Annotated in this window: 1 rRNA gene; it reads right to left on the bottom strand. The window is 62.3% G+C overall.

Annotated features, from left to right (window positions below):
- Positions 1–186: 186 nt before the first annotated feature.
- A 16S ribosomal RNA gene (locus QSK20_RS32010) occupies positions 187–273 on the bottom strand; the annotation flags it as partial.

Here is a 273-nt window from a genome sequence, read left to right as displayed (position 1 = left end):
AGGGTGCCATCCGCCCCTCCCCAGCCGCACCACAACCCCCGTTCCACACCACCGAAGTGGCCGTACTAGAAGATCCGTGGCCGTTGCCAGGAAAAGACTCACCAGTGTCTCCGCCATCGAGCACCCCGACCTGACATTCGCAGATCGCGGGCTCCTTACCACCCTTCGGTGGAAGGTGCTCCTTAGAAAGGAGGTGATCCAGCCGCACCTTCCGGTACGGCTACCTTGTTACGACTTCGTCCCAATCGCCAGCCCCACCTTCGACGGCTCCCT

It is taken from the genome of Micromonospora sp. NBRC 101691 (genome assembly GCF_030269285.1).
Taxonomy (GTDB): Bacteria; Actinomycetota; Actinomycetes; order Mycobacteriales; family Micromonosporaceae; genus Micromonospora; species Micromonospora echinospora.
Note: the sequence above shows the minus strand (reverse complement) of the source record. Positions and strands in the feature narration are given on the sequence as shown.